Source organism: Parabacteroides sp. CAG:2, assembly GCF_000436315.1.
Lineage (GTDB): Bacteria > Bacteroidota > Bacteroidia > Bacteroidales > Tannerellaceae > Parabacteroides > Parabacteroides distasonis.
This window is the reverse complement of sequence record NZ_FR885264.1, coordinates 72,417-97,960: the sequence shown is the minus strand read 5'-3', so window position 1 is coordinate 97,960 and position 25,544 is coordinate 72,417. Positions and strand designations below refer to the sequence as shown.

The following is a 25,544-nucleotide window of genomic DNA, read 5'->3' as shown; positions in this document are numbered from 1 at the left end:
AACTTCTTTTGTTTATTAGTTAATTTACTATTTATCCAATTCCAAGATCTTATAAACTTCCTTACGTACCTGAGTATCCGGAATATTCCTCAGTAGAGTCTCCCGTTTCTTCTCGAACCGCTTATTCATCCTTTCCGGCAAATAAGCTATTTCATCCGCATTTCTTAAGAGCTGATCCGCATTCTTCTCCATCGCTTCCGCCGCTCGGGATATGACCTCCAATTCGGGTTGTATCTTCTTTATATCTGTCATTACGACACCATTGCGCACGATGTAGCTTCCCTCATAAGGGTTAAAAGAAGCATTTTGATTCATAAAGACCGTATTCACCAAAAACAACAAAAGAGAAGCCGCCACGCAAACTGCGATCGCCCATCCCATTTTTCGCTTATCAGAAGATTCCTTAACGGGTAGCCTCAATTCCGGAGTCTCGCTAAAATCCAAGGCAATGCCACTCTCGAAGTATCCGAATACCTCCCGATAACGTTCCAGATGGGCGGGAATATCCGGACGGGCGAAGAACTTATACAACACTCGCTCCTCCTCGTTCGAGGTCTGGCCCTCGAAGAAGCGGTCTAATAAATCCTCTATAGACTTGTATTCCTCTGTTTTCATAACGTCTGCATTTTAAAGAATTGCTCTCTCACCCGTTTACGGGCACGGGAAAGATTCATACGTACCGCCTCGGGGGTACTTCCGGTCAACCCGGCGATTTCCTCTACCTCGAAACCATCCACGTGTTTCATGCGAAGAATGGTCTGTTGAAGTCCCGGTAGTTTATTGATAAGCCGCATTACATGCTCCAAACTGTCTTTTTGTTCCAGCTGGGTATAAGGCGTGGAGGCATCGCAGATAAAGAATTGTTCGCCCGCCTCACCTTCCGTGCGTTCACGAACTTTCATCCGATTCAGGCAAAGGTGCTTTGTGATTTGTACGGACAAGGCCATTACATTATTATAATAGTCTAACTCGCCACGCATATACCACAGTTTCAAAAAGACTTCCTGCATGATATCCTCGGCATCCTCCGGGTTATCCAGCAGCCTTCTCGCGTAAAGGAATAGTTTCTCCCGCAAAGGCAATATCTCTTTTTTAAACTGTTCTTGTTCCATTCTATCTTAATGACAATCGAGAAAAGAAAACGTAACATGGCTGGAGAAAATAAATTCAAGGTCTTTGTCATTCTAGTATTATAGTCGTGCCACCCTTATGGCACGATGATGCCATAGCGATGGCACAACGATGCCACGCTGGTGGCACAGCCGTGCCACTATAACGGCACGGGCTTGGCACTGTAAGTTATTACTAAATAGCCCTATACATCACAGATACGGATACACTTCTCCAAGGAAGCGATCTTGTCTTCTTGGGCGGGGACGAACTCCTGCCCAACGAAGCCTTTATAGCCTGTCTCCATAAGAGCCTTGATGATAGCCGGATAATAAAGTTCCTGCGTCTCGTCGATTTCCGCACGTCCCGGACTACCTCCGGTATGGACATGGGAGAAGTATTGATTATATTTCCGGATATTCTCGATGATATTCCCCTCCATGATCTGCATATGATAAATATCATATAGTAACTTAAAATTAGGGGAACCGATACGGCGACAAAGCTCCGCCCCCCAAACCGTATGATCGCACAGATAATCCTTATGGCCGACACTGTTCAAAAGCTCCATGGTCAAGACGACCTTGTGTTTCTCCGCTAACGGGATAAGGCGCTTCAACCCCTTCTCGCAGTTCTCCCAGCCTTGCAAGTCCGTTACGCCATTACGTCTGCCGGAGAAGCAAATCAAGTTTGTCAATCCAGCGTCCGCCACCATCGGGATCACCTTCTCATAACTGGCGACCAACTCGTCATGCAAGGCCGGATCATTGAAACCTCGATCTATTCCAAGCCCGGCCCCTTGCGCCATCGCCACCGTCAAGCCATGTTTTTGTACGATCGGCCAATCTACCGGGTCCAGCAACTCAACGGATTCAATCCCTATATGCTTGCAGATCTCACAGAACTCGTCCAGCTTATAATCGCCGAAACACCATTTACTTACGGAATGGCGGACATTTCCTTTCAAGGGTTCCTTCACGTCTGTTTTCTTTTTCGCGGCGGCTGCCGCCTCGATACCTGTAGTCGCCAAAGCCACGCCTCCAGCTAAAAATGTCTTGATAGCCGTTCTTCTTGATATGTTTTCCATGTATTCGAATTTGATAGTTAATAGGAGACAAATATAAGAAAAATCGGATATAATATCCTGAGGCGTTGGTATTACATCCAAAAACACTACTTTTGCATCGGAAGTCACTCTACATGAAAAACACATCATATACAAAACGATCTATTTATCTGATCCTATTCTTTATAATAGGATGCACTTCATCCCTATACGGAATGGAAGGTGCAAGTGTGTATTTCAAGGCGAGCCTATGCGGAAAAATCTATAAGCATTTATCCTTTCTTGTAGAAGAGGACATCCGTCCGAGAGATGACTTTAAGGAAGCGGAATGGTTCCTCACCACCGTTGAGGTAAACTACAAGTTTAATAAATATCTTCTGGCAGGAAGCGGATATATGTCTCTAGCACGATACAAGGCATCCGACGAGTTACGAAACCGATATTATCTCTACGCTACGGGGACTTATTCGGCCGGACGTTTTACCCTCTCTGTCCGGGAACGTTTTCAAAGTACCTATAAGGTTCACGCCGAACATCCCAAGAATTATCTGCGTTCGATGCTGACCCTCTCCTATAAGATCGGCAAGAGTGGTTTCTGTCCTTTTGCCTACACCGAGGTCTTCAATGATACGCAAAATAAGATGCGGTCCGATAAGATCCGTTTCTCCACAGGAAGTAATTACCAACTAAACCCGAACAATAACCTCCAACTCTATTATCGCTACCATATATTTAATGTAGACGATCCCGTGAATTACCGCCATGCGATCGGTATCTGCTATACCCATCGTTTTTAATAAGAATTTTCGTACCTTCGCGTCCCGAGTGCTTGATAAACCTCGTTAAAAACAAGAAGACATGCAAAAAACAGTTACAGTACCTTTCATGCTGCTAGGTATACTTTTTAATATATGCCTTGTAGCGTCCAATCTTTTAGAGACAAAAGTAGTGCAAGTAGGCGGTATAACGGCTACCGCAGGTTTGATCGTATTCCCGATCTCGTATATCATCAATGATTGTATAGCGGAAGTGTGGGGATTCAAGAAGGCACGGCTAATTATCTGGAGTGGCTTCGCCTCTAATTTTCTAGTGATCGCATTCGCGCAATTGGCGGTATTATTACCGGCCGCCCCTTTTTGGGAGGGTGAGGAAGGTTTCAATTTCGTCTTCGGGATGGCCCCACGTATAGCGGTCGCCAGCTTGATAGCGTTTTTGGCCGGTTCTTTCCTGAACGCCTATGTGATGAGCAAAATGAAAATCGCCTCCAACGGAAAGAATTTCTCGTTACGAGCGATCGTATCTACCCTTATCGGTGAGAGCGCCGATTCCCTGATCTTTTTCCCGATCGCCTTCGCCGGATTGATCCCGGCCGGAGAATTGCTTATCATGATCGGGACGCAGGCGGTACTTAAATCCTTGTACGAGGTTATCATCCTTCCCGTCACCATCCGTGTCGTAAAGTACATCAAGAAAGTAGACGGGAATGATGTGTATGATCTTGGTACCTCGTATAATATCCTAAAGGTTAAAGACATTTAGGCCGGGACCAAACAATGACCGGCCTTCATTTGAATAGATGCGACCAATCCTCCCTTTGCTGCGGCATATAGGACTTCATTCCCAATAATTCAGCCGCCCGGCAATTCACGGAAGCGTCATCAATCAGCATAGTCTCCTCGGCTAAAAGATTCGAGTCCTTCAGTACGTACTCAAAAATATCCGCATTCGGCTTCAGCATATGCAATTCGTAAGAGAGGTAAATCTTATGGAAGAAATCTTGGGCACAAAGACCTTGATAAGAGAAATAGGTATCTTCGGACCATTTCCAATGAAGCTCGTTCGTATTGCTCAGAAGCATCGTATTATAGCGTTCACGAAGCTCCAATAGCAGACGCAACTTATTTTCCGGGACGTCTCCCAACATGGCGATCCATGCCGTGTCGATTTGTTCGTCCGTCAGGGGCTTTCCCGATAAGGCACGAATATCATCGCGAAACTGTTCCACCGAAATCGTTCCCAACTCTAATCGCTCAAACAAGTCCTTATGTTGATAGTTATTCGTGATCTGTTCCCGGATATTCTCCACGCCCAGATTCTCGAAAGCCTCGATACAACGGTTGCGAGTCAGGTTAATAAGCACACCGCCCAAGTCTATAATCAAGTTCTTTATGCCTTCCATATCATTTCTTTTTATACCAGCTACGACGTCTACGATGTCGTCTTTTCTGTTGATAACGATTGATCCGCTTGTAAACGACCCAGACAAACAACAAGCCGAAAACAGCGAATATCAATATAACAATCCAAGAGTTAAGATTGTCACCTTTTACCCGGCTCCACATTTCCAGAACCACCTCCGTCTCGTTCCCGAAATCACGGATCATGGCACAACGTTCCACGACCTTCCGGTCCGGATATTGGGCCGGGTCTATCTGGATACGCTCCGCTCCCGGTCCGAAGAAATAACTTACGTCCGAGAACTCGGTCAGCGTCGTATCGATCTTTTCCGCCAATATTTCCGGGGTAGCCACGGTGCTGACATATCCGGTCACTTCCATATTACGGCTGACGATGTCCGGACGGCATAGATAGTTCATAAAATAACTGGCCGCCTTCACGTTGCGAGCGTATTTAGGGATCGCCCAACCATCGTACCAGATATTACTACCCTCCAAAGGAACCTCATACCCCAGATCTACGCCTACGGCACTCGCCTCTTCCATGGCCCAGACCGCGTCGCCGCTCCAAGTGAAATTCAGCCACGCCTTTCCTTTCGTCATCATCTCCTTACCGAAATCGGCCTCCCAACCGGCGATATTCGGTTTCATTTTCTTTAAGTATTCCTCGGCGATAGCGATCATTTCCGGGGAGCTATCGTTCATCAATTGCTCCACCGTGATCGTACCATTCGCCAATTCCCTCGCATGGGCGTAGATGATGGCGGTTCCATAAGCGTCACGATAGCTATCCTTCATCAAGATCTTATTCCTGAAACGAGGGTCCCAAAGGCATTTCCACGACATTACCTCGTCCCTCGAGACATCGGCTTTATTATACAACAGGCCGGCGGTTCCCCACATATAAGGAACCACGTAGTCGGTAGTCTTACGGCCCGGCTGACTTAACTTATTCAGTTCCTCTTGGATATAGGGAGAGACATTGTCGATATAATCCGGTGTCTTCCCGAAATTACGGTCGATCGGTAGCAAGAGATTTTTCCGCAGCATGCGCTCAAGGATATACTCCGAAGGGCAAATCAAGTCGAAATCCTCATGTCCCCGCTCGATCTTGGTCAACATGATCTCGTTGATATCAAAGACCTGATAGATAATCCGGACTTCCTCACCCGTCTGTTCCTTATACCATTTCGGGAAATCCGTCAGGACGTCCTCGTCGATATAATCTCCCCAGTTATAAATCTTCAAGATCTTGCTTCTCTCCTCGTCCGAGCGCCCGCAAGAAGTGAACAGCCCCATAAGCAGGGCCAAAACAGACAGAATCGATATAAACTTCTTCATTTTCATTTACCCTCGCTTCGCTTTCTCAGCACGTTTATTTATAACAATCAACAATACTAACACGGTTACGAATATAATCGTTGAGAGGGGACGCAGTTCCGGGGTCAATCCTCCTTTCCGGGCATCCGCATAGATAAAGGTGGAAAGGGTTTCCAAGCCCTCATTACCAATCGTAAATATGGTCACGGCAAAATCGTCGATAGACAGCGTGAAGGCAAGGATAAAGCCACTGATCATACCCGGACGGATTTCCGGGAAGATCACCTTCCGCAAGGCCTGAAACGGAGTCGCCCCCAAATCCAACGCCGCCTCGTAGATATTCTGGTTCATTTGTTTCAAGCGGGGCATGACGCTTAATACCACATACGGCGTACAGAACGTGATATGCGCCAGCACGACCGTCGTCAAACCTTGAGAGATCCCTAAGCTGACAAACAACAGGAACAAGGAAATACCGGTAATGATATCCGGATTCAACATCGGGATGTTATTGACAAAACTCACGGCATTGCGGGCCCTTGCCTTCAAATTAAAGATCCCGATAGCGGCTACGCTCCCCAACAAGGTAGATACCGTAGCGGCTATCATGGCGATAGCGAACGTATTCCAAAGTGCGCTGACCAACGAATGTTGTACGTTGCCGGCAAAAAGAGAGCTATATAATTTCGTGGAGAACCCGGTCCAGTTACCCAGTACTTTCGCCTCCGTAAATGAGAAGATCATGATAATCAAGATCGGCGAGTAGAGCAATAATAACAAAGCCCATAGATATCCCTTAGCTAAATATTTCACCATCAGATAAGCCCTCCCTCATTCGCCGAATCACTGCTCTCATTGCTGAACAATCCCGTGATTCCGATTAATAACAACATGATAAGAGAAAGCGCCGCCCCGTAGTTCCACATACCGTTATTGATATTCTCCTGTATGGTCGTACCGAAGAGCTTGATATTGTTCATCGTCAACAACTCGGCGATGGCAAACGTAGAGATGGTCGGCATAAACACCATCATGATACCGCTCATCACTCCCGGCATCGATAGTGGGAATACGGCCTTGATAAATACCTGCGACGGATTCGCCCCCAAGTCTTGCGCCGCCTCTATCAAGCTGTGATCCATTTTCTGGAGTGTATTATAAATCGGGTAGATCATAAAGGGCAGGAAGTTGTACACCATACCAAAGATCAAGGCCCCCTCTCCCAGCGGGAAATTCAAGAAATCGAACAAAGCCACGGTAGCCAACGTACGGATCAAGATATTGACCCACATCGGAAGGATAAACAAAACGACCATCGTACGGGAAGTATTAAATCGGGCTTGGCTCAATATCCAAGCGGCCGGATATCCCAGCAGCAGACAAAGAATGGTCGTTATCAAAGCGATCCCGACTGAATACACGAAGGTGTTTATCGCCTCGGGATGGATCATAAACTTACGGAAATTGGCGAAGGTAAACATCCCTTCGTCATTCGTAAAGGCGTAATACACGATCAAGAGGAGCGGTATCACGACAAAGATGGCCAAGAACAGGACATAAGGAATGGTCCAGTTCCTTCGTCTCATAAAAAATGCAGAAAACGTATTGATCACTTCCTTCCCTTTTTAAGCATGAATAATTCGAATTTTATCCGGGGCGATCGTTATGCCGACATGGTCTCCATCATCCCATACATCGTTGGTATCGACAAAGATGTCCTCGTCCCAATCCGTAAACACGGTCAGATGATAATGGTTGCCTTTGTAGAGGATAAATTTCACCTCTCCGGTCAGGCGACCGTCTTCCTCGTTATCCTCCAAGATCACATCTTTAAAATCGATCTCGACTTTCACAGGCATATTTGGCTCTATATCGGTTACCTCCTTGCATTCGAACGTACAGCCTAGGAATTCCACATGCGTAGCGTCGATGAGCTTTCCCTCGAAGGTATTGCAAATACGCTCTTTCTTCATTACATGGATATCGAAAGGCTTGATAAGAAGCCCGACCTCGCTACCCGCCTCGAACGGGTGGTAATCCTGTACCATAAACTCGTATCCGTTCGGGGTTTGCACCATCATCTCATAATGCACGCCCTTAAAGATAGAGGAGGTTACCGTACCCGTCAGCATCGCCGCCTCCGACGGCTCGAAGATGTAAATATCCTCAGGGCGCAACACGACATCTACCGGCATTTGCTCCCCGAATCCCTCATCCACGCACTCGAACTCATGACCGGCGAAAGAGACTTGCTTATCCTTGATCATCGTTCCGTTCAAGATGTTACTCTCACCGATGAAATCAGCGACAAACGAATTGACCGGCTCGTTATAAATATCGATCGGGGTACCGATTTGCTGGATCTTTCCCTCGCTCATGACAACGATCGTGTCGCTAAGCGTCAGCGCTTCCTCTTGGTCGTGGGTCACGTACACGAACGTAATGCCTAAGGACTTATGCATCTCTTTCAATTCCATTTGCATGTCCTTGCGCATCTTCAAGTCCAAGGCCGCCAACGGCTCATCCAGCAATAACACCTCCGGCTCATTCACGATAGCGCGAGCGATCGCCACACGTTGCTGCTGGCCACCGGAAAGGGAATCGACATCCCGATCCTCATAGTCTGTCAACCCTACCATTTTCAACGCTTGTTTCACTTTCTTCTCGATCGTGGCGGAAGGAAGTTTCTTCAGCTTCAGGCCAAAGGCGATATTATTGTACACATTCAGATGTGGAAATAAAGCATATTTCTGGAATACCGTATTTACGGGACGTTTATGCGGCGGCGTCTGCGTAATCTCCTTCCCGGACATCGTGATAACGCCCTCGGAGGCCGTCTGGAAGCCGGCTATCAAACGCAACAGGGTAGTCTTTCCGCAACCGGAAGGCCCCAAAATGGTTACAAACTCGCCCTTGCGGACCTGTAAATTTACATCATTCAGCACGGCCTTCTCGCCAAAATACTTCGATACGTGCTCCACGCTGATAATGCGATCCGATTTTCGTATTGACATTCTCGCTTGATCTAATTAGAATTAAACAATCATGAACAATGTTCTTATTTATTTTTGCGCGAATGTACAGATTTTAATAAGGCCGGGCACTATCGTTTTTACAAAATCTGACCTTACACCGGGTGAGAAGCGTCGCATTTCTCCAAGATTCGACCGCACACCCGATGTAAGCCCCGTATTTCTCCAAGATTCGACCACGCACCCGGCGCAAGGTCCAATATTTCTCCAAGATTCGACCGCACACCCGACGCGAGCCCCGTATTTTTCCAAGATTCGACCGCGCACCCGGCGCGAGGTCCCGCATTTCTCCAAGATTCGACCGCGCACCCGACGCGGGCGGGATATTTGGGAAATATTCAATCCACGTATATCCGGTAGCTCCCCGATCCCAATCGGTACACAGCCTTCCCATCCTTCAATCCCACGGGCGTGATCCCCTCCTGCCCTTTCTCCATACGAACGGACTTCTCCGATTTGGCGGGCAGATATAAGGTAGCCGTCGTATTAGCGGGAATGGTTGCCTCGTATATATAGCCCTTCTTTTGGATTTGCCATCCACTCTCGATACGGCCATAGGCGGAATCGTAATGACCCCGGATGAACGAGAAGGTTCCGCCGATACGGGGTTGAAGGATGATGTGCTTATAGGCGGGTTGTTCCTCATCCCGCTGGATACCCAAGGTATAAGCTATCATCCACTCCTCGATAGCGCCATACGAATAATGGTTGAAAGAGTTCATATCCACAGGGCCGAAGCCATTTACCAACGTGTAGGAATTCCAACGTTCCCAAATCGTGGTAGCGCCTTGCAGGACAGGATACAGCCATGAAGGATAGGCGGTTTGCTCAAACAGCTTATAGGCGACATCGTCATAACCATTGTCGGATAATACCAAATTCAGGTAAGGCGTACCGATAAAGCCAGTGGTAAGCGTATAATTATGTTTCTTGATATTCTCTACCAGATGCCGGATCGCCAAGGGTTTGTTTTTCTCATTGAACAGATCGAACTGGAGAGGAACCACGTATGAGGTCTGCGTATCCACGATCTTCGCCTCGGTAGCCGCCGTTCCGGGCCACATACCTACTTGCGAATCCTTGCCAAAGATAGATTCCACCGTTGGAGCGAACGTGCGTCCTTCCTCGTTTACGAACAGGTCGTTAAAAGACCTCTTCACGTTCTCGTAGAAAGTACGGAAACGCCTTTGGTCCGCGTCCTTCCCTAAACGTTTCGCTACCTGCTCCATAATCAAAGCGTCGTAGGCGGAATAAGCGGTGTTCGTCAACATGGAATTCGTCGGCTCGATAGCCAGCCAATCGCCGAAACCACCGAAGGGCTGTACATAGCGTACGGCACGACGCTCCAAATAATCCATATAAGCGACCATGGAAGCGTAATGTTGCTCCAGAATACGCACGTCTCCGTATTGTTGATACATTTGCCACGGTACGATCACGCCGGCTTCCATCCATCCCATGGCACCTCCGCCATCCTCCGCGCCGTGTGGAGGGAAACCGACCACGGGTATATAGTTCGCGTAACTACCGTCATCTCCTTGATTATCCCGGACCGAGTAGAGCCAACGGGTGTAAAACGGATCGACATTCATATTATAAGTAGCCGTACGAGCGAATACCTGCGCATCCCCTGTCCAGCCCATACGCTCATCCCGTTGCGGACAATCGGTCGGAACCGACAGGAAATTACCCCGTTGGCCCCAAATGATGTTATTAAACAAACGGTTGACACGCTCGTCCGATGTCTCATAACCGCTCGTCCGCGCACCGATAGATTCCAGCACGATCCCTTTCACCGCCTCCAAGGGTAACGGCCTCTCCAACCCGTGAATCTCCACGTAACGGAAACCATGGAACGTAAAGCGAGGCTCATACGTCTCACCTGCCGCATCCCCTCTCAGGATATAGCGATCCGTGGAAAGGGCGCTCCGGTAATTATCCGTATAGACTTGCCCTTTCTTCTCCTTATACATCGCGATCGTGTACGGGGCGACCGGCTCGGTAGGGATCGTTTCCGGATAATTCATCTCCCCGAAACGGATCGTGATTTCCTGTCCGGCCTTTCCCTTGAAAGTCAGACGGGGAACACCGACCATATTCTGCCCCATATCATAGACATAGACGCCGGGAATAGGCTCTACCATGGACTGAGCGGTCAGGGTCACATTATTTTGTATCGGGCTGCCTACATATCCTTGGATCTCCACATTTACCGGAGGAGCGGCGAATAAGGTCGCCGGTTTCCATGACGAGTCATCAAAACCCGGAGCATCCCAGCCGTTCACCTCTTTCCGGGCATCATATTCCTCTCCATTCTGAAGGCCGTTAAAAGTGATCGGTCCCCGGTCATAACATTTCCAGCTATCATTCGTAACGATCGTCTCACGAGTACCGTCGGCATACTCGATCACGATCTTTCCCAATAAGGACTGGCGGGTTCCGTATTGATCCTGCCAACCGGTAAGGAAACCGCTATGCTCGCTCCACCATCCGGCGCCCAACATCGCCCCGATACCATTATCGCCCGGTCGTAGCAAATCCGTTATATCATACGTATTATACATGATACGGTAACGGTAATCCGTCCAGCCCGGATTCAGATAATCCTTTCCAACCTTCCGCCCGTTCACCGAGAACTCGTAGACACCCCTAGCGGTAGCGTATAAACGGGCGCTCTTGACCGGTTTCTCTATCTTTATCGCTTTCCGGAGCATGGGAGCGGATACGTTCTCGCCCGGATACCAGACATTGAGCTTTCCCTCCCCTTTCTCCACGTAAGTCTCGGCAGGATCGTACAGAAGCGTATTCCACGTATCCTCGCTGATACGCAAGTTGGAGAATGTGGCGGTCTGCCCTTTAGGTTGCAGGAAACCGATCGCGTACAAGCGGCAATGATAGACCAACTCCCCATCCGGATAAGGATACACGGTGAAAGCCCCTTCCTTGCCTCCCCAGAAATCACCACGGCTCTTCCGTTCTTTCTCCTCGGGAGTCAAAGAGGAATTCACCAAGGTCTTTCCATCGATCTCTATATCCACGAAATATTTCAAGGCATATTGGGCCGTCGTCACCTTCAACCGGATATGATGTACCTTATGTTTATCCGAGGCTGGGATGATAGAGGCCAGACTTTCCGCCGCATCTTGCCTCGTTTTTCCATCTGTGGTATGACGTAAAATGAAACGGGCGTCCCCCGAACCATTCAAATCCAGTTCAGCAGACACATAATTATCAGCGTCCCTCGCCCCAAAGACAAATACGGCTTTATCATTACCCTCGGCCACCCGCACATCATAGTCGATCACATAATGCGAGCGATATTTGGAGAGTTGTGTCTCCGACGAGCCGATCCAACGGGCGCCACTCCATCCGGAACCCAGAAGACCGGTCTCGAACCACGCAGGCTCGGTGGAGGTAATTTCCGTTCCCGATTCATCCCATACGGAAACTTTCCAATAATAGCGAGTGGAAGGTTGCAATGCTTTTCCTTGATAAACTACGCCGACCGATTCCCCGGAAAGAACCTTTCCCGAATCATAGATATAACGCCCGGCAGCCAATTGCTCCGGACTATCGGCCACCCATAACCGATAAGCCTGCCCACAGGCCCCATAGCGATCGGACTCCATCTGCCAGTTAAAACGTGGCTGACTGACATCAATTCCCAGTGGATTGGTTTGATACTCAACCTGTAGGTTCTTCAATACGGTAACCGCACCCAGAGGTAGCCATCCGGCCAGCAACCCTAAGATTATAGACAAAATACATCGTGTGCTCTTCATAATACAAAGAATTAAAATGATAACGGTACAAAAATATCCATTATCATCTTAACTCTTTGTTTCATTTTTGGGAGAAGATGTAGCAGTTTTGACACTACTCAATCTTTCCTACCATCTTGGACGGGTCTACCCAACGATCAAACTCCTCGGCGGTCACATAACCGGACTCGATAGCCGCCTCCCGCAAAGTCTTATTTTCTTGATAGGCTTTTTGGGCGATAGCGGCGGCCTTGTAATATCCTATTTTCGGATTCAAGGCGGTAACCAGCATTAAGGAGCTATCCAGATGGCGTTTGATGTTTTCGTTCACCGGGGTAATGCCTTTTACGCAACGTTCACTGAAATTCAGGCAACCGTCACCGATCAAGCGGGCGCTTTGCAAGAAGTTCGAGATAATAACCGGCTTAAATACGTTCAACTCGAACTGCCCGTTGGAGCCGGCTATCGAGATTGTCACGTCGTTACCCATTACTTGAGCGGCGAGCATCGTCAATGACTCGCATTGCGTAGGATTCACCTTTCCCGGCATGATGGAGGAACCCGGCTCGTTCTCCGGCAAATGGATCTCACCGATACCGGCACGAGGACCTGAGCCCAACATTCGTATATCGTTCGCGATCTTCATTAAGCTGACCGCTACGGATTTCAAGGCTCCATGCGCCTCAACCAAGGCATCATGGGTAGCTAGGGCCTCGAATTTATTCGGAGCGGTTACAAAAGGAAGCCCAGTCAACTCTGATATCTTCTTAGCGACACACTCGTCATAATTGACCGGGGCGTTAATACCGGTCCCAACCGCCGTACCTCCTAAAGCCAACTCGGAGATATGCGACAGGGAATCCTTTACTTTCCGTATACCATATTCTAATTGAGCCGCATAGCCACTGAACTCTTGCCCCAATGTCAATGGAGTGGCATCCATAAAATGAGTCCTCCCGATCTTCACGATCTTCATGAACTCCTCACTTTTTAGCGCCAACGCACGATACAGACTCTCCAATCCCGGGATCGTCACCTCCGCAGTCACCTTATAGGCGGCAATATGCATAGCGGAAGGAAACGTATCATTGGAGGATTGCGATTTATTCACGTCATCGTTCGGAAGCAGCACTTTCTCCTTATCCGTTAGCCTTCCTCCGGTCAACACATGCGCCCGGTTGGCGATCACCTCATTGACATTCATATTCGTCTGGGTCCCGCTCCCCGTTTGCCATACGATCAAGGGGAAGGAGTCATTTAATTTACCCGCCAAGATCTCGTCGCATACCTTACCGATCAACTCGCATTTCTCCGGAGACAAGACGCCGGCGTCTTTATTAGCCAAAGCCGCTCCTTTTTTCAAGTAAGCGAACGCCTCTATCACCTCTTCGGGCATCCGGCTAATATCGGTGGCGATCTTGAAATTATTCACGCTCCGTTGTGTTTGCGGCCCATAATAAACGTCCGCCGGCACTTCCACCTCACCTAAGGTATCTTTCTCTATTCTATACTTCATGACACATAAGTTTTATTAATCTCTTCTATGTATAAACTATCTGGATATCGAATTGTTTATGTTACATTCACGAGTATATCATGAAAAGACATTTATCATGGAACAGAATTCAGATCATAGAGAAACGGCTTATTTCGCCTCCGATGTTTTTTAATAGTTTTTCTTCTCGTCAATAATGTATTCGGGACGGGCCTTGATCTCGTCAAAGAGGATACCGACATATTGCCCTAACACGCCGACCGTCAATAACTGTACACCTCCAAAGAAGATAATGGAAGTCATGATAGAAGTCCAGCCAACCTCGGCGTTACTAAAACCATAGATCTTGCCCAACGTGAACCAAACCGCCAAGATTATACCGACCAATACGGATATAAACCCGAGACTCGTCGCCAAACGCAACGGCTTCTTCGAGAAATAAAGCATTGCCGTCGATGCGAATTTCAGCATCTTACTAATCGGATATTTCGTCTCGCCGGCGATACGCGCCTCACGCTCATAATAAAACGGCACTTGGTGGAAGCCCACCCAGCTTATCAAGCCACGGATATATTTTCCCCGTTCCTTAAAACGGTCGAACTCATTCATCACCTTCCGGTCCACTAAACGGAAATCTCCCGTATCCAGCGGGAAATGGACCTCGCTCATATAATTCATCACCCGGTAAAAAGCCTTGGAGGTGAACAGCTTGAAAAGGCTCTCCCCTTCCCGTGACTTACGGACGCAATAAACCACGTTGGCATCCTCTCTCTCCTGCACTTCCAGCAGATCCGGAATCAATTCCGGCGGATCCTGCATATCGGCGTCGATGATAATCGCCAAATCAGCGTCACAGTTATTGATACCCGCCGTTACCGCCGGTTGATGACCGAAATTCCGGGAGAAGTGAATCACCTTCACATGAGGATCGGTAGCGGCTATATGATCCAACAAAGAACGTGTCTTATCCTGACTGCCATCATTTATATAGATAATCTCCGTAGGGTTCGGCAACTTTACCAAGACCTCTTTCGTACGCCGATACGATTCCTCGATCACGGCTTCCTCGTTATAACACGGGACTATAACCGCTAACTTCTTCATGCCTTTTAAGCTTTAAAGGTATAAAACTTATTTACTAAAAAATTAATCACCGTATAGAAAGCCATTCCAATCAAGTGGTTGTAGTAATGATCGATCGTAAGTCGGGAATTCAAGATCAGTACCAATCCGTACTGTAAGGCATAACAAATAATAAAAGCGATCGTGAACCGAACCGCCCCTTTCGTCCATCCGGTGGAACTTCCCTTGAAAGTCCATTGCTTGTTCCAGATGAAACTGTTTAATATGCCTGCCACATATCCCGTTAAGTTAGATAAACCTTCCCGGCATCCGAAGAGTTTCATCATCACCCAGATAACGATCATTGTTATCAAGGTATTGCTCAACCCGACTACACCATACTTAATAGCTTGCTTAATCGTCTCCATTCTTACTTATAATCTCGGAAATCTCCTCGGGTGTCAATTCCTTGACATTCGTGATCGTGAAAACATTCGAGAGGAAATCGCCGTATTGGTTACATTCATTGATCACCCGGTCCAACGTGGCTTTTATATCCGTACGTACCGGGATCAAGAACACCAGCTCCACATACTGCTCACCGATCGTCAAACGCTCGATCTCGCAGTCCGTTTTCGGCAGATAATAAGCGAACTCCCGCTCGATTGTCTGCCGCTGATATTCTTGGAAAGGTTTCTTGCCTTTAGACGTCATCAAGACATAGAAACGCAGCTTCTCCCCTTTTCCTCCCAAGCCGGTCGAGATATAAATTTGTTTCTCGTCGGAGAAATCGGACTCTAAGGAGATACGAGACTCCATCAAAGCCATGTAGGCCCAATCTGTCACTTCCGGGTCCGGATGCTGGGTGTATTCCTCCAACAAGCGGTACGCACGGACGGATTTCGAGGTAGCCAATTGAGATAACAAATATCTCTTCTCGGTCTTGTCCGTGGTTTCCTCCGTCAACAAAGTGTTGTACAGGGTCTCGCACTCATCCTCCGATAAGGGACGAGGAGGCCGGTTTTCCTTCCGTACGTTTTCCGAGTATTTGAAATACTCCATCTGAAGTTCAACCGGCACACGCTGTTCTAGTATATGGAAATGTCCCTCCATCCTGCTGAAGGAATCACGGAACTTTTTGAATACATCACCTTCTTCTTTCATAGATCGTCTTTTTTCGTTATTAAACTCCCATAAACAAGAAACAAGAACAAAGGTAATGTTTTTTCCGGAATAAATAAAAATAACGTTATTTAAGCTCCCGCATAAATTAAAAACCCAAGTCCGATCACGAATAAAATAAACATCCCGACATTCAGACGATTGGAAATGGCTGGTGCTCCCTTGAACTCTTTCCAGATAAGGATGCCCCATAAAGCGGAGACTAGCGTGGCTCCTTGCCCCAATCCGTAAGATATAGCCGCTCCCGCTTTCTCTGACGCTATCATACTGAAAGATTGACCGATACACCAGATAACACCCCCCAATACACCCACGAGGTGCGTACTCATATTTCCCTTAAAATAACCGCATATGGAGACAGGCTTACCTTCCACCGGATGTTTCATTGCCAATGTGTTAAACAAGAAATTACTAACAAATACTCCTATGGCAAAAACAAATACGGCGGTATAAGGCGTCAACTTCCCGGGTGCCGGAGAAGCGAAATTCTCCATATCCATGGAAGCGGCGACAAAACGATAGAAAAAGGCCATGATCACGCCGGCCACAACCGATATAAGGATCCCCTTCCCCGATACTTTCTTGGTACCGACCAAGGCTTTCTTATAAGCCAGGCCATTCAAGATGATGGCGACCGTGATTAAAGCTACACCGATAAAGATATAAGTTGGTTCCCCCTTCGCCGCCCCGAAATAGTTAACCAATACGCCTAGCACCAAGGCTAATCCGATCCCAACCGGAAAAGCAACCGACAATCCGCAAATGGCGATCGCCGCAGACAACAAGATATTGGCAGCATTAAAAATAATACCGCCCAAAAAGGCACTCCCTAAACTAGCGAGGTTCGCTTGCGCCAAATCCGGCAGGAAACTGCGTCCTTCCGTCCCGATGCTACCCAAGGTAAAGCCGGAAATCAGAGAAAAGAGCAAGACACCAATCACGTAGTCCCAATAGAAGAACTCATATCTCCAAGTCTTGGAGGCTAATTTCTGCGTATTCCCCCACGATCCCCAACAAAGCATCGTAACGACACAGAATATGACAGCTAAAGAATAATCTTGTACGATATACATAAAAATACTATTTAATAGATCGTTGATGCATCATATAATTCTCTATCAAGGAAGCGACCTCCGTAGGCGGCATCTTCTCGATCAAACGAAGATCACGGCCATTGGGATTTGCCACCCAATTGTTAGTCCCCTCATCATCTACGACATGAAAGGTTCCTCGCTCTACATCGAAATAAGGCTCATAACCTTTTATAGCGACCAATACCGCCGTATGATCCCAGCTCATGCGCCCTTCTGGGTCTCCCTCCGCAAAACAAAGGGCATACGCATCTTTTACAGGACTGTTCTCCACGTTCATTTGCACCAGTTTCTTTCCGGTCAAGATTACGTTCCCGATCTCAAAACCGCTAAAGACAATCTCTGTAGGCCATTCCTCCGCTACGACTTTAGAGGCAGGGACATCGCAATACACATTGAATTCTTTACCTTCCGGAAACAGGCCCGCCATAGAAACCAAACGTTTCACTTTCTTGGCGACTAATTCCTTTCCGGAGAGATCGCTATATTCATCAGCTCCCGATTGAAGCAAATCCCTTAAATTAGAGAAGAAACCAATCGTACAAATAACAACGCTGGTATCCGGTTGTTCGCTCAGAATCTTACGATACACCTTCAGGGCATCCGGAGCGTCGGAAGTCTTCGCCGTATGATGCGGATAGTTAGCGGGTAACTCGTCAGTCCACTTCGTTTTATGCCAAGTAGTCAAGGAGGCCCCCGGTTCGCTCTTTGGTGCCCCTACCGGTATGTCCGGACGGTTGAAATAAGTGTTCAGCACCTCAATGCAAGGCACCACCCGCTCATCATGGTTGGAGGAAAGAGTCGCAAGAATATTTACCTGACCGCTATCCGCCAAGGCATGCATCAAGGCCATAGCGCCCACATCATCATAGTCCGGACCTAAATCGGTATCTAGAATAAGATTTACCGGTTGAGGCTTATCGGTTTGAGAAACATTCCCCTTACAGGAGACAAACAAGGCGAATAAGCCCATCAGAAACAATGATTTCTTCATAATCTTTATAATTTTATTGGTGAACAATCTCTTTCGGAGCATCCGAGTAAATCAGTATCTCACCGAAATGTACGGAGACATCATTACGTGGATTTAGCCATTTAAACGTAGCCGTATGTTTTCCCTTGGGCAGCTGATACTTCCAAAACAGGTCGTTCCTACGAGTCGTATAGGATGCCGGAAGGTTCGCCGTCTCAACCAGCTCCCCATCTAGGTACATCTCTACTTTCGCTACGTATTTATCATCTTTAGCGTTCACAAAGCCTTTGAATACGGCGCCTGTTCCCTCAAATGGAAGTTCTCCTACATCGGACAAATTCTTATTAACCGCCACTTTCTCTATCGGATACATACCCTCGAAAGCCTTCTCGTAACGAACGGCTACAGGTTGCTGGCATTTGATCGTCACCTCGTCACCTGAAACGGAACCGCCGTTGCGCTCTATCACTTGCAACGCTTGATCGAAGCCCATTTGGTAAGTCTTATTCAATGAGATGGTCGTATAGGCAAAATCCATATTCTCCACCTCTCTCAAGTTCTTCATCCAATAATCCGGTATACGGCTATAACCAAGGATTGTTCCTAAGATACCACCCGCAGAGGCTGGGTTGCAATCCGAATCTTGTCCACAACGGGTAGAGATATCCAATGTCTTATAGAAATCTCCCTCACCATAAAGCAAGCCGATAAGAATGTATGCGCTATTGATCACGGCATCGATATTGAACGGAACGAAAACGCCATCCGGACAACCAATATCCGAGCTCCATTTCTTCTCACACTCAAACCAAGTGCGTTTCCAATCGTCCGGATATTCCTTATGCCAGCGGATCACATCGCTCATACATTTATAATAGGTACTTTGCTCCGGTATCGTCTTTAACGCCTCGGTCACGATAAACTCGATATCATCCGAGATAAACGATAACGAATACATCGCCCCGACATACACACCGCCGTACCAACCGTCTCCGTAATTCATGATATGCCCGATCTTATCAGAAATCTCGGAAGCCGTATTCGGCATACCCGGCGACATCAGTCCGGCATAGTCCGCCTCGATCTGATAATCCAGATCATCCGCATGAGGGTTATTCAGCCAATGGCCGGACGCCGGAGGCATGATCCCTTGCAAAATATTATAACGTGCCGACTGGTTAGCATGCCATAACGTATATCCCGCCGTAGCGAACGCCATGGCGAATGAGTCCACAGGAGCGTCCAATCCCAACCGGTCAAAGACATCCACGAATGTAAGGTCCATATAAACATCATCGTACAATCCGGGTACATTCTCGTACCACCACTTGATATATCCGTCCGGCCATACGATCGGTACGTATTCCTGAATCATGGTTCCGTTATATTTGAACTCCGTCGGACCGCCATACGTACAGCCTATGGTTTGTCCGGCCCAACCTCCCTTAATCTTATCCATCAACTTTTCTTTACTAATCGTAAACTCAGCGGGCACCGTCGTTTGATCCTTTGCCGAGGGTTGTTGGGAACATGAGGTCGCCCCTAGAAATAAAGAGGCTACCGTTATCACCGCAAATACTGTTTGTTTCATAATATTAGATTGTTTTTATAGATTAATCAAAAATATCCACCTCATTCCGGTAAGGAACAGAAGATTGCGCTCCCACACGAGTCACGGAAATGGCGGAAGCTTTGCAAGCGAATTGTACCGCATCCGTCAAATCACGTCTCTCTGATAAAGCTACAGTTAATGCACCATTGAATACATCACCTGCCGCAGTTGTATCTATTGCTTCTACTTTTATAGCAGGTATCATTTTAACGGTTGAATCACAATAGATCAAAGCACCTTTAGAACCTAAAGTAATAATTACGTTCTGTACCCCCATCCCCCTAATCACCTGTGCAGCTTTACATGCAGAAACTTCGTCTGTTATCTTCACTCCTGATATCATCTCAGCTTCTGTTTCATTGGGAGTTATCATATAAAGATGTTCCAAAAGCGATGCTGACAATGGTTGAGCTGGAGCCGGATTTAGTATTACTCGCTTATTTTTCTTCCAAGCTGTCTTTGCGACAAACTCAACAGTATCCATCGGTATTTCTAACTGCATTAATATCAACTCGGCTTGTTCTATAGCTTCCTCTGCCTTCGCTAAATCTGTTGGCAGTAAATTCGCATTTGCCCCAGAAGCCACAACAATACAATTCTCAGCATGGGCATCTACCGTAATCAACGCTACACCGGAAGGATTCTTTGAATCTGAGAAAATATAAGAAGTATCTATGCCTTCTTCTTCAAATAATTGCTGAGACTGATGTCCAAATATGTCACTACCTGTTTTACAAATAAATGAAACTTCTCCTCCCAATCTCGCAATGGCAACTGCTTGATTCGCACCTTTTCCCCCGGGATTCATAAAAAATGTTCCACCTAACACAGTCTCCCCCGGCCGGGGGAGATGGTTTGTTTTTATTACCATATCAGTATTACTACTTCCAACTACCAATATGTTATGTTTCCGCAAGTTTCTTTCACTCATATCTTAATTATTTAATTAATAACCGGGATTCTGTTTTAATTTCACATTCGTATCAATCGCCCAATACGGAATAGGAAATAGTTTCGTAAAATCACCCTTCGCCTCTTTCTCATACCATGCATCATTCCATTTACCAAAACGAATCAGATCCTGACGACGACAACCTTCCCATGCTAACTCTCTACTCCGTTCATTTAAGATTTCCTCCAAAGTTAAATCTTTTTCTTGATATAATGGAGCCCCAGCTCTTGCTCTTACCTCATTAAAATATGATAAAGCCTCTGAAGCTCGACCTAAACGGACTAAAGCTTCCCCTTTCATCAATAAAATATCCGCATAACGATAAAAAGCATAATCATTGTTCATTCCATTCATTAAGCCTGATTCATATTCATATTTCGCAAAACGAACTCCATCATCTAATAATGCAGGATCATATTCATTATATAAAGCTTTTACTTGAGGACGATAAGTTAGCTGACGATTAGGTCCTAACATTAAAGGATTTCCTGATGAATCAAATTGAGGCCCTTCTAACCAAGATTTCTTTCGTACATCTTGATCCGTATATAATTTATAATGACTTTCCATCGCACAGAATCCATCCCAACAAAAGTCGACGATACCAAAAGTCTGCTGGCTCAGCGTATGTAAACACATTTGATGAAAAATCATCGCCGAGGGTGTATAAATATTATCAACAGCTACCACAAATATGTTTTCTTTAGAATCTTCATTATTCACCTTGAAGTTAGAAAAGTAATTAGGCTCTAACGACAATTTACCAAACCCTATTACTTTATCGCACGCATCAGAAGTCTCTCTCCACATCTCTTTTCCAATCCATTCTTTTGCGTTTAAATAAAGTTTTGATAACATTGTATAAGCCATAGCCTGTGTCACACGTCCATAATTGTTAGCCGCCGGGACCTCATCCAACAAATCGATATTCCCTTTAATCTCTGATTCTATGAATTCAAACAAAGCAGGCCGTCCTACTTGATCCGGTAATTCTTTTTCTTTGAAATCAATTGCCAAAGGGACATTTCCATACATATCGATAGCATTCAAGTAAAGCCAAGCCCGCAATATTTTCACCTCAGCCACCAGATTTTTCTTTGTCGGAAAATCAACCTCCGATTCTTCCATCTGGTATAGAATCTGATTACAGAGAGTCACCCCATCAAAAATAAAACTCCAACAATTATTCAAATTACCAGATTGAGAATGGAAATTATGTCGGTGCAAATCTATCCATACCCCATTATCCCACCATAAATTTGTTTCACGGTAAGGGCACAGACCTTCATCTGATGTAATGACTAATGTACCCCAGATATTCCAGTGATTAAGATAAGAAGTCAAATGAGTATATGCCCTTCCTACATTCATTATCATTTCATCCTCATTCTTAAAAAATTCATCCGCAGGAATTGTCGAATAAATCTTCTCATCTAAATTCGTACAAGATTGCGCAAGAATACTAAAAATAGCAATCGCCAATATATGAATCTTATGTAATGTTTTCATGATAGAATCCTTTTAAAAGTTAATATTCAATCCCAATAAAAATGTCCGAGTTCTCGGATAATACTCATACCGATCCATTCCCGGCTCTAAGCCCGATAAATCAACTTCAGGGTCAATACCTTTATAGCCTGTAATCGTAAATAAATTTTGAGCGGTCAGATACAATTTCAATCTTGAAACCCATGAAGTATTCAGCCTAAAATTATATCCAATTGTAAGGTTATCTAGTTTCATATAAGAGCCATCTTCTACAAAACGATCAGAAAACACTGCAGATCCCTTATATTCAGGATGTTCCAATGTAGATACCAAGATATTCTTCCCTCCAAAGTAATTAAACCCCTCATAATACATTCGATGAACATTCAAAACATCATTTCCTATCGCTCCTCGCAATAAAAAACTTAATTCCCAATTCTTGAAAACAAACGTATTGGAGAAACCAAATGTCACATCTGGATATGCGTTTCCTATTACTTGGTAATCCTCTTCATTTATCACTCCATCCTTATTCAAATCCTCCAATATATTCTGTCCATTTTCGTCTACACCTAAAAAACGTGGCCCCCAGAAATTTCCAATCGGACCTCCTTCTACGATACTTTGTGTATATTGCTGAAAATCTTCTGGGATATAGCCAGTCCGGATTTGTACCATCGCATAATCTTTATTTGAGAACTTATCCAATTTATTCGTATTATGGCTTAACGTAAGCATCGAATTCCAACGAAAATCCTTTGTTTGAACAGGTATAGCATTAATCGTTACCTCAATACCAGAATTCTTTATAGTACCTACATTTGTAAAAAGCTGATTATACAGATTAGGAGGAACAGGCACTGTATACCAATACAATAAGTCTTTTGTCGTACGATTATAGTAGTCAACTGTACCTCCTAAACGACCTTCCAGCACTGAAAAATCCAAGCCTATATTAAGCTCACCTTTACGCTCCCATTTTAAATCAGGATTGGGATTACTAGCAGGTTTATACGTACTAATCCAGTTTTCCTTATAATAGAAAAATCTATCTTTTTCCAATAATTGCAATGATTTATAATTTCCTATCTCTTGATTTCCAGTAACACCATAACCTACACGTAATTTTAAATCATTGATCCATTTTATGTCCTCCATAAAATGTTCTTTATTAATACGCCATCCAGCACTAATAGCAGGGAATGTTCCCCATTTATTATTTGCACCGAAACGCGATGAGCCCTCATAACGTACTGATGCGGAAAGCAAATATCGTTCTTGGTAATTATACATAACACGTCCAAAAAAAGCGATCAACTTATTTTCATCCTTGTAACTACTCATACCAGCTTTTCCTTGCGTAAGAGCTGCTCCCGCCCCAATATTATGGTAAGAAAAATAGTCTGTATCATACAGATAGTTACGAGACCTGTTCTCTTCATATTCTCCTTTATTATATGAATACCCCGCTATCGCTTGAATTGTATGATCCTTAAAAGCCTTCCTATAATCAACACTAGCTTCTAACAGGCTATTGGTCGAGGATGATTTTTTAATTTCAGCACTTCCATTCGTCCCAAAATCTTTCGGATAGTAACGACCAAAATAAGATCCGGTATTTGAAGACGATTGAGTGATTGATCCCATTACAGACGCTTTTAATCCCTCAATTATTTCAAATGAAGTTTTCATGCTACCCATAACATCCCGCATTTCTTTTTCTCTTGTAGATTCATTTACCATCGCTACAGGATTGAAGTATTGAAACGGTCCCGGATTATAATAATATCCTCCAGATATTGGTGTAATACCTTCCTGATCATAAACAGGCTCCGTTGGATTACGTCTGGCCACTTGTTGCAAAATCGAATTATCAGCTAGTTCGCTTTTCCCTTTTGAATATGTCAAATTATAATCTATAGACAAACGATCATCAAAATTTCTTTGATTGATACTCATTTTAGCCCTCAACTTATTATTGCTCGTTTTATCTAAAAGTCCTTGATCATTTTGATAAGATAGAGAAGCACGATAGCCCAAGGACTTTGCCCCTCCCGAAAACGCTACATTATAATATTGACTTATAGGATTTTTCCGAGTCACTTCCTCAAACCAATCTGTAGAGGCCCCAAAATCATATTGATCTTTCATGGTCGGATAATAATCATTGATTACAGATCTAAATTGCTCCGCAGTTAATACATCCAATTTTTTCGCTACGGATTGCATAGCTACATAAGTAGAAAATTCAATTGTTGTTTTTTCTCCACCACTCGCTCTTTTAGTCGTAATCAAAATAACTCCATTCGTACCTCTAGTACCATAGATGGCTGCGGCAGAACCATCTTTTAATACATCTATCGATTCAATCTCTTCAGGATTGACGCTCTCCAAACTTCCCCCAATAATACCATCGATCACTACCAATGGAGAAGCGCCACCGGACAATGTCGTCATACCCCTTAACTGAACCTTGAATTCTCCATTAGGATCTCCTCCATTAGGCTTTACAATATTCATACCAGCAACCTGTCCTTGTAATAACTGCATAGGATTGCTGATATTTCCTTTCACGAAACTTTCTTCTTTCAAACTAGATATTGATCCCGTAACCTCTTTTTTTGTAGTCGTTCCATAACCGATAACAACAACTTCATCCATTTGGGTAACGTCCTCTCTCATTTTTACACGTAAATTTTGTTTATTTTCAACAGGTACATCAATAGAAGTAAAACCTATATATGAAAATGAAAGTATAGCGTTGCCATCCTTCAGCGTTAATTCAAATTTACCATCTACATCTGTGATCGTACCATTACGTGTTCCTTTCTCCACGACATTAACCCCGGGTAAAGGATTATTCACTGCATCTATAACCTCCCCTGTCACTACAAACGCATTAGTTACCGCATAGGCAGGCAAAGTCAACATAAAAAAAACAATGATTACCCAAAATCGTTTATCAAGTAATCCCTTAATGCTTAAAGTGTTTATTTCTCTATTCATAACAATATGGATTAGATTAGGTTTATTCTTTACAGTTTACATACTCTCTTATCAAAAAAACGTCCTGTGTCCCATAGGCTACTTATTTAATGTTAACAAATCCTCACATTAGCTCCTCTCTTGATATCGCAAATGTAAAAAGAGAAAAAACAAAAAAATTATCAATCAATTGGCATTACAGATAAACCCAAATTGATATATTTGCATTGTTTATTAC

General features: G+C 45.2%; 21 protein-coding genes. 2 read left to right on the top strand and 19 right to left on the bottom strand.

Going from position 1 to position 25,544, the window contains the following annotated elements; genetic code table 11:
• Window positions 1-27: 27 nt before the first annotated feature.
• The 3 genes from QVP94_RS02660 to QVP94_RS02650 form a co-directional block, all read right to left on the bottom strand.
• On the bottom strand, window positions 28-615 hold the full coding sequence (locus QVP94_RS02660) for a PG0215 family putative anti-sigma factor (RefSeq protein WP_022191905.1): 588 nt from the start codon (window positions 613-615) through the stop codon (window positions 28-30).
• On the bottom strand, window positions 612-1,112 hold the full coding sequence (locus tag QVP94_RS02655) for a GFO_1088 family ECF-type sigma factor (RefSeq protein ID WP_008774275.1): 501 nt from the start codon (window positions 1,110-1,112) through the stop codon (window positions 612-614). The genes QVP94_RS02660 and QVP94_RS02655 overlap by 4 nt, the downstream gene beginning before the upstream one ends.
• A gap of 203 nt (window positions 1,113-1,315) precedes the next feature.
• Window positions 1,316-2,197 (bottom strand): hydroxypyruvate isomerase family protein, encoded by an 882-nt coding sequence (locus tag QVP94_RS02650; RefSeq protein ID WP_008774274.1) that lies wholly within the window; start codon window positions 2,195-2,197, stop codon window positions 1,316-1,318.
• 113 nt (window positions 2,198-2,310) lie between these two features.
• Between QVP94_RS02650 and QVP94_RS02645 the strand changes: the two genes are divergently transcribed.
• Both QVP94_RS02645 and QVP94_RS02640 read left to right on the top strand, forming a co-directional pair.
• Window positions 2,311-2,973 carry a DUF2490 domain-containing protein gene (locus tag QVP94_RS02645; RefSeq protein ID WP_130882077.1) on the top strand — a complete coding sequence of 221 codons (663 nt, stop codon included), beginning with the start codon at window positions 2,311-2,313 and terminating at the stop codon, window positions 2,971-2,973.
• Between the two features lie 61 nt (window positions 2,974-3,034).
• Entirely contained in the window at window positions 3,035-3,715 is a 681-nt protein-coding gene (locus QVP94_RS02640; RefSeq protein WP_005858047.1) for a queuosine precursor transporter, read from the top strand.
• A 25-nt stretch (window positions 3,716-3,740) separates the two neighbouring features.
• On the opposite strand, the gene QVP94_RS02635 is transcribed toward QVP94_RS02640, so the two are convergent.
• The 16 genes from QVP94_RS02635 to QVP94_RS02560 form a co-directional block, all read right to left on the bottom strand.
• Window positions 3,741-4,355: an HAD family hydrolase gene (locus QVP94_RS02635; RefSeq protein ID WP_005858049.1), complete on the bottom strand. Its 615-nt coding sequence runs from the start codon at window positions 4,353-4,355 to the stop codon at window positions 3,741-3,743.
• A gap of 1 nt (window position 4,356) precedes the next feature.
• A complete protein-coding gene (locus QVP94_RS02630) occupies window positions 4,357-5,694 on the bottom strand; it encodes an ABC transporter substrate-binding protein (RefSeq protein ID WP_022191902.1) in 1,338 nt (445 codons plus the stop codon).
• A 6-nt stretch (window positions 5,695-5,700) separates the two neighbouring features.
• Window positions 5,701-6,489, bottom strand: a complete 789-nt coding sequence (locus QVP94_RS02625) for an ABC transporter permease (protein ID WP_022191901.1) — start codon at window positions 6,487-6,489, stop codon at window positions 5,701-5,703.
• Window positions 6,489-7,286 (bottom strand): ABC transporter permease, encoded by a 798-nt coding sequence (locus QVP94_RS02620; protein WP_005858055.1) that lies wholly within the window; start codon window positions 7,284-7,286, stop codon window positions 6,489-6,491. The genes QVP94_RS02625 and QVP94_RS02620 overlap by 1 nt, the downstream gene beginning before the upstream one ends.
• Window positions 7,287-7,298: 12 nt before the next feature.
• Window positions 7,299-8,687, bottom strand: a complete 1,389-nt coding sequence (locus tag QVP94_RS02615; RefSeq protein ID WP_022191900.1) for a polyamine ABC transporter ATP-binding protein — start codon at window positions 8,685-8,687, stop codon at window positions 7,299-7,301.
• Between the two features lie 356 nt (window positions 8,688-9,043).
• Window positions 9,044-12,487, bottom strand: coding sequence for an alpha-L-rhamnosidase (locus QVP94_RS02610; RefSeq protein WP_022191898.1), 3,444 nt, complete (start codon window positions 12,485-12,487; stop codon window positions 9,044-9,046).
• 94 nt (window positions 12,488-12,581) lie between these two features.
• Window positions 12,582-13,982: a class II fumarate hydratase gene (fumC, locus tag QVP94_RS02605; RefSeq protein ID WP_022191897.1), complete on the bottom strand. Its 1,401-nt coding sequence runs from the start codon at window positions 13,980-13,982 to the stop codon at window positions 12,582-12,584.
• A 150-nt stretch (window positions 13,983-14,132) separates the two neighbouring features.
• On the bottom strand, window positions 14,133-15,065 hold the full coding sequence (locus tag QVP94_RS02600; protein WP_005866377.1) for a glycosyltransferase family 2 protein: 933 nt from the start codon (window positions 15,063-15,065) through the stop codon (window positions 14,133-14,135).
• Between the two features lie 5 nt (window positions 15,066-15,070).
• Complete coding sequence (locus QVP94_RS02595) at window positions 15,071-15,451, bottom strand: GtrA family protein (RefSeq protein WP_005858065.1); 381 nt, start codon at window positions 15,449-15,451, stop codon at window positions 15,071-15,073.
• Entirely contained in the window at window positions 15,438-16,187 is a 750-nt protein-coding gene (locus tag QVP94_RS02590; protein WP_005866375.1) for a hypothetical protein, read from the bottom strand. The genes QVP94_RS02595 and QVP94_RS02590 overlap by 14 nt, the downstream gene beginning before the upstream one ends.
• An 89-nt stretch (window positions 16,188-16,276) precedes the next feature.
• Window positions 16,277-17,278: a GRP family sugar transporter gene (locus QVP94_RS02585; protein WP_005858069.1), complete on the bottom strand. Its 1,002-nt coding sequence runs from the start codon at window positions 17,276-17,278 to the stop codon at window positions 16,277-16,279.
• Between the two features lie 7 nt (window positions 17,279-17,285).
• Window positions 17,286-18,290 (bottom strand): nucleoside hydrolase, encoded by a 1,005-nt coding sequence (locus tag QVP94_RS02580; protein WP_022191896.1) that lies wholly within the window; start codon window positions 18,288-18,290, stop codon window positions 17,286-17,288.
• A 13-nt stretch (window positions 18,291-18,303) separates the two neighbouring features.
• Window positions 18,304-19,860: an ADP-ribosylglycohydrolase family protein gene (locus QVP94_RS02575; RefSeq protein WP_005858072.1), complete on the bottom strand. Its 1,557-nt coding sequence runs from the start codon at window positions 19,858-19,860 to the stop codon at window positions 18,304-18,306.
• 22 nt (window positions 19,861-19,882) lie between these two features.
• Window positions 19,883-20,812 (bottom strand): ribokinase, encoded by a 930-nt coding sequence (gene rbsK, locus QVP94_RS02570; RefSeq protein WP_022191895.1) that lies wholly within the window; start codon window positions 20,810-20,812, stop codon window positions 19,883-19,885.
• Window positions 20,813-20,827: 15 nt separating this feature from the next.
• The gene (locus QVP94_RS02565; RefSeq protein WP_022191894.1) at window positions 20,828-22,342 is read right to left on the bottom strand and encodes a RagB/SusD family nutrient uptake outer membrane protein; all 1,515 of its coding nucleotides are present in this window, start codon (window positions 22,340-22,342) and stop codon (window positions 20,828-20,830) included.
• Between the two features lie 12 nt (window positions 22,343-22,354).
• Complete coding sequence (locus QVP94_RS02560) at window positions 22,355-25,327, bottom strand: SusC/RagA family TonB-linked outer membrane protein (RefSeq protein WP_022191893.1); 2,973 nt, start codon at window positions 25,325-25,327, stop codon at window positions 22,355-22,357.
• Window positions 25,328-25,544 lie beyond the last annotated feature (217 nt).